This is a genomic window from Priestia sp. P5_B4, from assembly GCF_056400385.1.
The window spans coordinates 1-12,165 of sequence record NZ_JBFULJ010000072.1 but is presented as its reverse complement, the minus strand read 5'-3'; the positions used below and the strand labels follow the sequence as shown (position 1 = coordinate 12,165).

At 37.7% G+C, this 12,165-nt stretch carries 10 protein-coding genes, 1 pseudogene and 1 riboswitch; of the genes and pseudogenes, 9 read left to right on the top strand and 2 right to left on the bottom strand.

The window, feature by feature from the left end; all coding sequences use genetic code 11:
* The coding region (locus tag AC1DRF_RS09625) for an ABC transporter ATP-binding protein (protein WP_477740655.1) at positions 1 to 570 on the bottom strand (570 nt) is incomplete at its 3' end.
* A gap of 332 nt (positions 571 to 902) precedes the next feature.
* On the opposite strand from AC1DRF_RS09625, the gene AC1DRF_RS09620 reads away from it, so the two are divergent.
* The 5 genes from AC1DRF_RS09620 (at position 903) to AC1DRF_RS09600 (ending at position 7,094) form a co-directional block, all read left to right on the top strand.
* A complete protein-coding gene (locus AC1DRF_RS09620; RefSeq protein WP_016763491.1) occupies positions 903 to 1,082 on the top strand; it encodes a hypothetical protein in 180 nt (59 codons plus the stop codon).
* A gap of 224 nt (positions 1,083 to 1,306) precedes the next feature.
* The gene (locus AC1DRF_RS09615) at positions 1,307 to 3,244 is read left to right on the top strand and encodes an ATP-dependent DNA helicase (protein WP_477740654.1); all 1,938 of its coding nucleotides are present in this window, start codon (positions 1,307 to 1,309) and stop codon (positions 3,242 to 3,244) included.
* Positions 3,245 to 3,368: 124 nt separating this feature from the next.
* The gene (locus tag AC1DRF_RS09610) at positions 3,369 to 4,886 is read left to right on the top strand and encodes a carboxypeptidase M32 (protein WP_097823960.1); all 1,518 of its coding nucleotides are present in this window, start codon (positions 3,369 to 3,371) and stop codon (positions 4,884 to 4,886) included.
* A gap of 97 nt (positions 4,887 to 4,983) precedes the next feature.
* Positions 4,984 to 5,085, top strand: a riboswitch (purine riboswitch).
* A 103-nt stretch (positions 5,086 to 5,188) separates the two neighbouring features.
* Positions 5,189 to 5,782: a xanthine phosphoribosyltransferase gene (locus AC1DRF_RS09605; RefSeq protein WP_028414042.1), complete on the top strand. Its 594-nt coding sequence runs from the start codon at positions 5,189 to 5,191 to the stop codon at positions 5,780 to 5,782.
* 1 nt (position 5,783) lies between these two features.
* Positions 5,784 to 7,094, top strand: a complete 1,311-nt coding sequence (locus AC1DRF_RS09600; RefSeq protein WP_013082372.1) for a nucleobase:cation symporter-2 family protein — start codon at positions 5,784 to 5,786, stop codon at positions 7,092 to 7,094.
* Between the two features lie 127 nt (positions 7,095 to 7,221).
* Here AC1DRF_RS09600 and AC1DRF_RS09595 read toward each other — a convergent pair whose 3' ends face one another.
* Complete coding sequence (locus tag AC1DRF_RS09595; protein ID WP_097823959.1) at positions 7,222 to 8,082, bottom strand: LysR family transcriptional regulator; 861 nt, start codon at positions 8,080 to 8,082, stop codon at positions 7,222 to 7,224.
* A gap of 130 nt (positions 8,083 to 8,212) precedes the next feature.
* On the opposite strand from AC1DRF_RS09595, the gene AC1DRF_RS09590 reads away from it, so the two are divergent.
* From AC1DRF_RS09590 to AC1DRF_RS09575, 4 genes and pseudogenes are all read left to right on the top strand, one after another.
* Positions 8,213 to 9,637, top strand: coding sequence for an NAD-dependent succinate-semialdehyde dehydrogenase (locus tag AC1DRF_RS09590; RefSeq protein ID WP_427075438.1), 1,425 nt, complete (start codon positions 8,213 to 8,215; stop codon positions 9,635 to 9,637).
* Between the two features lie 398 nt (positions 9,638 to 10,035).
* Positions 10,036 to 10,578, top strand: coding sequence for a GNAT family N-acetyltransferase (locus tag AC1DRF_RS09585; protein WP_230184563.1), 543 nt, complete (start codon positions 10,036 to 10,038; stop codon positions 10,576 to 10,578).
* Positions 10,579 to 10,802: 224 nt separating this feature from the next.
* A complete protein-coding gene (locus AC1DRF_RS09580) occupies positions 10,803 to 11,888 on the top strand; it encodes a type III polyketide synthase (RefSeq protein WP_043979421.1) in 1,086 nt (361 codons plus the stop codon).
* A 5-nt stretch (positions 11,889 to 11,893) separates the two neighbouring features.
* Positions 11,894 to 12,165: pseudogene (locus tag AC1DRF_RS09575) on the top strand (isoprenylcysteine carboxyl methyltransferase family protein); the annotation flags it as partial.

Below are 12,165 nucleotides of genomic sequence, written 5' to 3'. Positions count from 1 at the left end.
ATAAATAATGGTCGTCTGCAGCTTCTGATGAAGCTTACTAATTTCAGCTCGCATTTGTACGCGAAGCTTCGCATCAAGGTTAGATAAAGGCTCATCCATTAAAAAAATTTGGGCATTCCGTACAATGGCTCTTCCTAAAGCCACCCGCTGACGCTGCCCTCCTGATAACGCTTTTGGCTTGCGTTTTAAATAGGGTTCTAAGTCCAAAATACGAGCTGCTTCACGAACGCGCTCATCAATTTCTTGTTTTGGGACTTTGCGGAGCTGCAAGCCAAATGCCATGTTGTCGTAAACTGTTAAATGAGGGTAAAGCGCGTAGTTTTGAAACACCATTGCAATATCTCGGTCCTTAGAAGGTAAATCGTTTGCACGATCTCCATTAATAAGCAATTCTCCTTCTGTTATCGATTCAAGGCCAGCGATCATTCGAAGGGTAGTGGATTTGCCGCACCCTGAAGGTCCTACAAATACAATAAATTCTTTGTCTTGAATATGAAGATTGAAATTATCAACTGCAAGACTATCTTTTCCGTATTTTTTATACACATGCTGTAACTGCAGTTCTGCCATTTTTTCTCCTTTCAGCAGGCTTTTTAAAAAATAAAAGCCTCTAATTGCACAGACGGATGATACGTGTATCTGGCAATTAGAGGCTATCGGTTGACCGGTAAGCCTGTATTATATAGTTTTGAGTGATTGAATCTGTAAGTAATCTTAAAATATATTATTCCTATATGTCAAGTGAGAATTAAAATATTTTAATAAGTTCGATTATTTTCTTAAATGAAAGAAGCCACTTATTAAGCTAGAGATGCTGGTTTTGAGAATAAAATAAACAGCTGGTGTATAGAATGATAGTATTCACTTTTATAGTAAGCACTACAGAGAGAGGATGTTTATAAATGGATAGAAACACGGAGTTCACTATGATTCGTCAAGCGTTGGAAAACAGCTATCATTTAATGCAGCAGGGAATAGAAGTAAGCGGAGAGACGCTTACTCAGCTGGAACAAGCAAAAGCCGAGTATGAAGCGGCCTTTTTATTGTCTCAGTCCACGGACTCAAAATTCCGCTGTAATTAATTTTTAATAGCACTTATTCCGTTTGCGTTCTATACACTCAGCTTTTATACAAAAAGGTTCTGTCCTTACAGGCAGAACCTTTTTTATGTTCAGCTCTTTTTATTGACATTTTAGATAAAGTAGTCAATAATTAAGTTTTGCTTACATGAGAAATTTACTAGATAAAAAGAAGTGAAGCTAATTTTTATTGATAGATATTTACATAAATAAAGGAGTCAGTATCGATGATGAGAGAGCGGTTGCCTTTTACAATTGAGCGGGATGAAAACTTTTTTGACAAATTAAATGAATGGATAGGTGATGTTTTTTATGATCATCTTCCAGACGCTGGGTTAGAACTTCGAGATGAACAAATTTTTATGGCTTTTCAAATCGAACGAGCTTTTAAAGAGAAAAATGTAATCTTTGCAGAAGCAGGTGTAGGAACAGGGAAAACTATTGTGTATTTACTGTACGCTATTTGTTATGCAAGGTATATTGGCAAGCCAGCTATTATTGCCTGTGCGGATGAAACATTAATTGAACAGTTAGTAAAAGCCGAAGGAGACATTGCAAAGCTCTCTGGTATTTTAGATATTAACATGGATGTTCGCCTAGCAAAATCTCAAGATCAGTATCTGTGTTTAAAGAAATTAGATGCTGTGACAGCACGAACAGATAATGAAAACATTGAAGAAATTTACGATACGCTTCCTGATTTTGTTCATGATCATAGCGGTATGCAGTCGTTCTATCACTACGGAGACCGTAAAGAATATCCTCATTTAACGGATGAGGAATGGAATCAAATTAACTGGGATACGTTTCAAGACTGCTCTTCCTGTGAGCAGCGTCATAGATGCGGCTTAACGCTTTCACGTGAGCACTATAGAAAAGCACATGACTTAATTATTTGCTCTCACGATTTTTACATGGAGCACATTTGGACATATGAAGCCCGCAAGCGTGAAGGACAGCTTCCCCTTCTTCCTGAAAGCAGCTGTGTTGTATTTGATGAAGGTCACCTGCTGGAATTTGCTGCACAAAAGGCTTTAACATATCGCATTCAAGAAGATACGTTAGAAAACTTGTTAACCCGTCTATTAGAAAATGAMGTGCGAGAAGAATTTGCTGTGAAGATCGAGCATGCTATCGATGTATATGCAATGTTCTTTGACCGTTTAAGTGAAGCAAGTACAGAAATCGTTGGTTCTAGCCGTAAAGAAGTAGCCCGTACAAACGGATTACAAAGTGTAGGAAAAGAACTTTTATCGCTGCTTGAGCATATCGGAAACGAGCTTGTGTTTGAGAGTGAGACCTATACAGTAGACGAATATACGCTGCGAATTGTAGATGAGTACCTGGATCAAATTGATTATTCGCTGCGCTTATTTATGGACAACGAAAATGCCATCTACTGGGTAGAAGAAAATAACTGGCAGCTGACGTTGGTTATTATGCCGCAAGCAGTAAAAGACGTCTTAAAAGAACGAGTATTTGCGAAGAAAATACCATATATTTTCACTTCTGCCACTCTTTCAGATAACCAATCGTTCGATTATTTAGCATATAGCTTAGGAATTGCAAAGCCGCTTTCTTTTTCTGTTGAATCGCCATTTGATTATGATGAGCAAATGAAAATTGCGGTAAAAAATGTTTCGGATGATCAAGAAGAAGCGTTTGCTGAAAAATTCGCCTGTGCTGTTGCACAGCTCGAAAAAACGAACGGACGGGCACTTTTACTGTTTAACAGCAAAGAAGAACTAGAGATGTTCAAAGAAGTTTCCAAGGAGTTAAATCAGTACACATTTTTATTTGAAGGCGATCAAGAAATCAGTAAATTAGTATCTCAGTTCCAAAGGGAAGAAGAAACAATTTTATGCGCTGTTCATTTGTGGGAAGGATTGGATATTCCTGGACCTTCGCTATCTAATGTAATTATTTGGTCTCTGCCGTATCCACCAAATGATCCGGTCTTTGAAGCAAAGCGCAATCAAGTAGTCGATCCATTCTGGGATGCAGATATGCCTTATATGCTTCTTCGCTTAAAGCAAGGAGTTGGAAGACTGATTCGCTCTCATAACGATAAGGGTCTAATCACGATCTTTATGCCAAAAAGCACAGATTCAAAAGTGCGTTCAATCATTGAACAAAATGTCCCAACGAAAATAGAAAACATATAAAAAAGCGCGGTTGTAGCCGCGCTTTTTTATATGCATAATAGATTGAATATTCAGTTATATACACGCCGTTACTATTATGATAAAATAATTTATGGTGAAATAAGGAAAGTAAGGAGGAAAAACAATGAGAGAAGACATACAGAAAATTGAGAAACAGTTTTATGAATACATGAATAAAATCAAAAGTTATCACGAGGCAATCGGAGTGATGTACTGGGATTTGAGGACGGGTGCTCCAAAAAAAGGGGCGGATCAGCGTTCTGAAGTTATTGGCATGATGTCATCAGAAGCGTTCAATCTTTCTGTTTCTGATGAAATGGCAGGTTTTATTGAGAAATTAACGAACCCTGAGTCACAGCCTTACATAAACGATATTACGAAAAAAGCAGTGGAAGAATGTAAAAAAGAATATGACTTAAATAAAAAGATTCCTCCGCATGAATATAAAGAATACGTTACGTTAACTTCAAAAGCGGAGTCGGTTTGGGAAGACGCAAAAGAAAAAGCAGATTTTGCTTTATTTCAACCGTACCTCGAAAAAATTGTAGCGTTCAATCAGAAGTTTGTGGAGTATTGGGGTTATGAAGGAAACAAATATAACCGTTTATTGGACCTTTTTGAACCGGGGATGACGGTTGAAATCTTAGACGAGGTATTTGGAAAGCTACGGGAGCATATTGTGCCTCTTGTTCAGCGAATCGCCGGGTCGAATACAAAGCCAAATACGGAATTTTTATTCCGTACTTTCCCAAAAGAAGCGCAAAAGCAATTTAGTCTAGACGTGTTAAAAACGCTTGGCTATGATTTTGAAGCGGGGCGACTTGATGAAACAGTCCATCCTTTTGCTACTGGCCTAAACCCGGGAGATGTGCGCATCACGACTAAATATGCCGAAAACGATTTTCGAACGGCTATTTTTGGAACAATTCACGAATGCGGCCATGCTTTATATGAACAGAATATTTCAAAGAATCTTGTCGGTACGGTTCTATGTGAAGGTACTTCAATGGGAATTCATGAATCACAGTCGCTGTTTTTTGAGCAGTTTGTCGGAAAAAATAAAGCATTTTGGCAGCATCATTACGACGTACTAAAAAAGCATGCGCCGGGACAATTTGACGATGTAGTTTTAGAAGATTTTTACCGAGGAGTAAATGAGGCGAAACCGTCGCTTATTCGTATTGAAGCAGATGAGTTAACGTATCCTCTTCATATTATGATTCGCTATGAGATTGAAAAAGGATTAATAAACGGAGAATATAAAGTTGCAGATTTACCGGAAATTTGGAATGAGAAATACGAAGAATATTTAGGAGTTCGTCCAAGTCACGATGGAGAAGGCGTGCTTCAGGACGTACACTGGGCTGGAGGAAGCTTTGGGTATTTCCCTTCCTACGCTCTTGGCTATATGTACGCAGCGCAGTTTAAGCATACCATGTTAAAAGACTTGCCTAATTATGATGAACTTCTCGAAAAAGGAGAAATTTCGCCGATTACAAATTGGCTAACAGAACATATTCATCAGTACGGAAAAATGAAAAAGCCTCTTGAAATTTTAAACGATGTAACGGGAGAAGGCTTAAATGTAGATTATTTAATTCAGTATCTAGAAAAGAAATATGGAGAAATTTATCACGTATAAAAAGCGCTATAACCGAATATTGTGTTTTGTATCGCAAGTAAATGTTCGAAAATATCTGTTTTAGATATTTTCAAATAAAAGATTTGCTGATATAATACAATTAACTCAATAACGCACTCATATAATGACGAGAATAAGGCTCGTAAGTATCTACCAAACTACCGTAAATAGTTTGACTATGGGTGAGCGATGAAGTTTGTTTTTCACTTTTGTGCGTAACAGCTCAAAGACATTGCTCTACTCATATACGAGTGCAGCTATGTTTTTGAGCTTTTTTAATACAAACGTTGGAGGAACGAACTATGAAAGCTTTGCAAAACAAAATTTTAACAGATGGTATCGTATTATCGGACACGGTTTTAAAAGTAGACACATTTTTAAACCACCAAATGGATCCTGTATTAATGAAAGAAATTGGAGAAGAATTTGCTTCGCGTTTTGAAAATGCAGGAATTACGAAGATTTTAACGATTGAATCATCAGGAATTGCTCCAGCGATTATGACCGCATTGAAGCTAAACGTTGAGATGGTGTTTGCTAGAAAAAGAAAATCTTTAACACTTCAAGACGGACTCATTACATCAAAAGTATATTCATTTACAAAAAAAGAAGAAAATGAAATTTCAGTTGCTGATAAATTTATTCGAGAAGATGACGTGATTTTAATTATTGATGACTTTTTAGCAAACGGCCAAGCTGCATTCGGCTTGATGGATATCGTGCAAAAAGCAGGTGCTAAAGTAGGCGGCATTGGTATTGTTATTGAAAAAGCGTTCCAAGATGGAGGAAAACAAATTCGTAAATCAGGCGTTAAAGTAGAATCATTAGCACGCATTCAGTCTTTATCAAATGGTAAAGTGACATTTGCTGAAGATAAACCAACAGTGGAGGTTTAATATGAATAAAGGAAAAGTCTTTTCACTTGGTTTACAGCATGTTTTAGCTATGTACGGAGGTGCGATTGTTGTTCCGCTTATTGTTGGAGGAGCCATTGGCTTGACTCAGCAGCAGCTTACGTATTTAGTGGCGATTGACTTATTTATGTGCGGTGTGGCAACGTTACTGCAAGTATGGAAAAATCGTTTTTTTGGAATTGGTCTTCCAGTTGTATTAGGGTGTACGTTTACTGCCGTAGGACCTATGATTTCAATTGGAGGTTCTTACGGCGTTTCCTCCATATATGGTTCTATTATCGTGGCTGGTTTACTCATCGTCCTTCTTTCTGCTTTTTTAGGTAAATTGGTTAAGTTTTTTCCTCCTTTAGTTACAGGTTCGGTTGTAACGATTATTGGAATTACGTTAATTCCCGTAGCGATTAAAGATTTAGCCGGAGGAGAAGGAAGTAAAGATTTTGGCAGCTTGAGCAATTTAGGTTTAGGTTTTGGCGTTTTGCTATTAATTATTGTTCTGTACCGATTTACAAAAGGGTTTATGCGATCCGTCTCTGTGTTATTAGGATTAGTTGTTGGAACAATTGCAGCGTCTTTTATGGGAAAAGTCGATTTTTCCGGCGTAAAAGAAGAAGCGTGGGTTCATATGCCACATGTGCTGTACTTTGGGATGCCAACTTTTAATATTATGGCCATTCTGACAATGTTTCTTGTTTTACTTGTTGGCATTGTCGAGTCAACAGGCGTTTATTTTGCTGTTAGTGATATTTGTAAAAAAGAAGTGGATGAAAAAGATTTGTCTAAAGGCTATCGTGCAGAAGGATTGGCGATTTTATTAGGCGGATTTTTTAACGCATTTCCTTATACAGCGTACTCTCAAAATGTAGGACTTTTACAGTTGTCAGGTGTTCGCACAAGGAATGTTGTATTTGCAGCGAGTGGAATTTTAATCGTTTTGGGTTTTCTACCTAAAATCGCAGCCGTGACGACAGTTATCCCGAGCTCTGTACTTGGAGGAGCAATGGTAGCTATGTTTGGAATGGTAATTTCTTCAGGTATTAAAATCCTTAGTCAAGTTGATTTAGCCAAACAAGAAAATCTTCTTGTGATTGCATGTTCGGTTGGCATGGGTCTAGGGGTGACGGTTGTGCCTGAACTCTTCAAAAACTTACCAGAGAGTCTTCAAGTGCTTACTGGAAGCGGTATTGTAATGGGGAGTTTTACAGCAATCTTTTTAAATATTGTCTTTAATATGATGAAATCACCACGTACGCAAGTTGCAGAAACAAAGTTAACAAACGAAGTAGTATCGAAATAAAAAGAGGCTAGAACAAAAGTATTTTAGTTAAAAAGATCCGAACGATTAATCGTTCGGATCTTTTCATTGTCATGGGGCGACAAGCGATCCATAGTAAATCATTCATCCAATTTGTTCGTCTTTCCTATTAAGACCGTGTTTTGAAAAACAGTGTATAAAGCATTTTCCCCACGTCAGGGTTTTTTGCCACTAATGAAATTTCTCTTTTGAATTTGAAGTCTGTAATGGGTAACGCTTTAATGTTTGAGCTTTGTAAATGGCGCATAAAAATTTCAGGGAGAATTGAAATACCTAAATTAGCTGAAATAAACCCCATAATACTTTGCGCAAATTCAATTTCATTGACAATGGAAATTTTTAAGTTATGACGCTTGTACGCTTTTTCTACTAGTGTCCGAACATCGCACCCTGGGGGGAGGACTACAATGGGTTCTTCTTTAAAATCTTCAAATGATACGCTTTCTTTTTCGGCTAACGGGTGCTGATCATTCACAAATAAATAAAAGTCTTCTTTGAACAATAGTTTTGACCAATAAGTATGTTGAACCTCTCGATCATCAAATAAAGCCCCGTCAATTTGATTGCTTTCTAACTGCTCCAATAAATCATAATAGTGATGCGAGATTTTTATATCAATATGGCGATTGTGGTCTTTAGCAGAAGCCAGTTGATAAGGTAAGTAAAAAGCAGCCATACTTTGCCACGTTCCGATAGTTAAATCACAGACTTCTTGCGTAGACACTAATTTTTTTTGAAGAGCATGAACGCTTGATAGTATGGATTCACCTTCTTGTAAAAGGATTTTACCTGCTGAGGTTAATTCTACTCCTGTAGCGGAGCGAATAAATAATGTTACTCCTAAATTTTCTTCTAGTTTTCTCATTTGCTTACTGAGCGCGGGCTGCGTCATATGCAGCTGTTCGCTTGCTTTGCTTAAGCTTTTTGTTTTGGCTGTTTCAATAAAAGACTCAAGCCATTCTGTTTTCATATTTATCACCTATAACCTTTTGTTATACCCATAGTATAGAAGGGAAGTTCTCATAAATCAATGAAGATGCTAGTGTATATAGTGTAGTTAACACAGCACAAAGAAATTCACACAACTAGGAGGATGAATGATGTATCCAAACAAACTATATATTAACGGTGAATGGACAACAACAGAAGAGAAAATTGATGTGATTAATCCAGCAACAAAAGAAGTAATAGGACAAATTCCAAAGGCAGGCGCAAAGGAGGCAGCACTTGCCGCTGATGCAGCGGCTGCAGCTTTTAAAACATGGTCGAAAAGAACCGCTCAAGAGCGCAGTGCTATTTTAATGAGATGGCATCAACTAATTGAAAATCATAAAGATGAACTAGCAGAAATTATGACAATGGAACAAGGCAAACCATTTGCAGAAGCAAAAGGTGAAGTGCAGTATGGTAATGATTATATTGCTTGGTTTGCTGAAGAAGGAAAGCGTGTATACGGTGAAACGATTCCAGCTCATCATACGCATAAACGTATTACGGTTAAAAAACAGCCTGTCGGCGTTGTAGCAGCTATTACACCATGGAACTTCCCTGCAGCAATGATTACGCGTAAAGTGGCCCCAGCTCTTGCAGCAGGATGTACAATTGTTCTAAAACCATCTGAAGAAACACCATTTACAGCATATCGTTTAGTAGAGCTCGCAGAAGAAGCGGGGGTTCCAAAAGGTGTGATCAATGTTGTTACTGGAGATGCAGCAGCTATTGGTGACACATGGCAAAAAGACGGACGCATTCGCAAATTAACATTTACTGGTTCAACAGCGGTTGGTAAACATTTAATGCGCGGTGCTGCGGATACTGTGAAAAAATTATCGCTGGAATTAGGCGGTCACGCACCGTTTATCGTAACAGAAAATGCAGATTTAGACGCTGCTGTAAACGGCGTAATTGCTTCTAAGTTTGTCAACGCAGGTCAAACGTGCATCTGCACAAACCGCGTATATGTACAAGAATCCATTGCAGATGCTTTTGTTGAAAAATTTGTAGCAAAAGCGGCGGAATTAACAGTAGGAAATGGATTAGAAGAAGGTACACAAGTTGGACCGTTAATTAACGACAAAGCGGTTGAGAAAGTAAAAGCACAAATTGCGGATGCAAAAAGTAAAGGAGCTAAAGTTGTGGTTGGCGGACAAGCTATAACAACTAAAAAAGGCTTCTTTATGGAGCCGACAATTATTACAAATGTAACTGATGACATGAATTGCATGTTTGAAGAAACGTTTGGACCATTGGCACCTGTAGCAACATTCAAAACAGTAGAAGAAGCCGTAGAACGAGCAAACAATAGCTCTTATGGTTTAGCCGCTTACGTATTTACAGAAAACATTAAAGAAGCAACGTTTGTATCTGAAGAGCTAGAATACGGCATTGTAGGAGTAAATGATGGCTCTCCATCTGCAGCTCAAGCTCCATTCGGCGGCTTTAAAGAAAGTGGTCTTGGACGCGAAGGAAGTCATTACGGCATTGAAGATTATTTAGAAGTAAAATATATCTCAATGGGACTTTAATAAAAAGTAGAGACTGGGACGAAAATATTTTATTCGAAATGAAATACGAACTAGCAACTAATAATCAAAATTATTGGTTGTTAGTTCGTATTTTTTTGTTGTGGAGATGGACGTAGCTTTCATGTGTTTCGTTGTGTCCCAGCCTCTTTTTTATGCACTTTTGTAAAGAAAATTTGGAATAATAGTTCTTTAACGCAATTAATTGCATTTCTAGAATGTCTGTGCAAGAATAAGTATTTCAAAAATGGTTTAGCTTTGTTTAAAGCGTGGGTAATACAACAAATGCACATGATTGCTTGTTAGATGAAATAAAAAGCAGAACTTTACCACTGATAAATTACCCAAGCTAGAACCAAAATAGTAGTACTGAATAGTGAAAAATATAGGAGTTGATATAGATGATTACAGCAGAGAAAAACATAGTGAAATTTAAAGCAAAAGACGGACGTGAAGTCACTATTCGCCCTGCACAGGCCAGCGATGCAGAGCATATTACAACAGCGGTAAGAGAAATTATTGAGGCTGGGGAATTTATTCAAAAAGATGAGCCGCGTACAGTCGAAGAAGAGCAAGATTTTATTGCATTAGTAGAAAAGAACAATCACATGTACGTTGTAGCTGAAGTCGAAGGTGAAGTGCTTGGAATTGCACGTGTTCTTAGAGGCGAAATTAAAATGAAGCGCCACACGGGGCTCTTCCGTACATGGCTTATTTCAAAAGCACAGGGAATGGGAATAGGAAAACAGTTTATGAATTATACGCTAAACTGGTGCAAAGAAAATCATCTTCATAAACTTTCTTTAACTGTGTTTGCTTCGAATAAAGTGGCATACGAATTGTATAAAAAGGTAGGATTTGAACAAGAAGGCGTTATGAAAGAACAAGCTTATTTCAACAATGAATATGTAGATGAAATCTATATGTCCATTTTCTTTTCATAAAAAATAAGCACTTATTTTCGTCAATCCATAAATTGTATCTGTACATTCAGATTATTTGCGCTATAATAAAAGTGCACAACAAACATACACTTCTTCAAAACGTAGACTTTCCTGAGTTACAGGAAAGTTTTTTTATGTTTCGCCTCCATTCCACTAAAAAAGAATTGAATAAATCCCCAGCTATTACAAATGTTAAATGTAACGCAATCAAAGAGGTGAAGTGTATGCCAAAGATTATCTCGGTTGGATTTGGAGTTCCCCCTTACGAATTAACTCAGCAAGACACGCTGCTATTTGCAAAAGAACTTTTTTCCGAATCATTTAAAGATATTAATCGTCTGCTAACCGTTTTTCAAAATGGTCAAATTGAGAAACGTAATTTTGCCAAAGACTTATCTTGGTTTCAAGAAGACCATACATTCGAAGAAAAAAATGATGCTTTTATAGAATCTGCTGTTGAATTAGGTACAAAAGCAATTGAAGACTGCTTAACAAATAAGAACCATGTAAGTACCCCTTTGCCGTGTGGAGAAATTGAGGCTGTTTTTTATGTTTCAACAAGCGGTTTAGCTACGCCTAGCATTGAAGCGCGAATTATGAATAAGCTTGCGTTCTCAGACCATACAAAAAGAATTCCTATTTGGGGATTAGGGTGTGCTGGAGGAGCGTCTGGGCTTTCAAGAGCTTATGAGTATTGCAAAGCCTTTCCGCGTGCCAAAGTCCTTGTTTTATCCATTGAGCTTTGCAGTTTAACTTTTCAGCGAAATGATCGTTCAAAAAGCAACTTAATTGGTACGTCTTTATTTGCAGATGGAGTAGCGGCTGCTTTAGTCGCAGGTGACGAAGCTGATACCACTTTTGCTCTTGCAAAAAGCTATCCTAACATTTTACATACACAATCGACGCTCATGCCCAATTCAGAAGATGTAATGGGGTGGGAGATTAAAAATGATGGACTATTTGTTGTCTTTTCAAAAGACATTCCCACGATTATCGATTCGTGGTTAGGCGGAGAAGTTGAGTCATTTTTACAAACTCAGCATTTGACCAGTCGCGATTTGAAGCATTTTGTTGCTCATCCTGGAGGGAAAAAAGTGCTTGAAGCATATGTATCAACGCTGTCGTTAAACGAAAATATGATTGCTGATTCCCTAGATGTACTTAAAAACCATGGAAACATGTCTTCGGCAACCGTTTTGTATGTGCTAGACCGCTTTATGAAGAAAGAAATTCCGAGTAAAGAATACGGTTTATTAACAGCTCTTGGCCCTGGATTTAGTTCTGAAATGCTTCTATTAGAGTGGAGGTAAAGCGATTGTTTTTTTATAGCTTTTTTGTATTTATTATCTTACAGCGTCTATGTGAATTGGTTATTGCCAAAAGAAATGAAGCTTGGATGAAGAAGCAGGGAGCATACGAAGCTGGTCAAAGTCACTACAAATGGATGGTAAGCATGCATGCCGCTTTTTTTGCTGCTCTTTTTACGGAAGTGTATGTGTTAAACGATGGAATGTATCACTTTTCTTTTTTGTTGTTTAGCTTTTTTGCGCTTGTGCAACTTGCAAGAATATGGGCTATTTCTTCGTT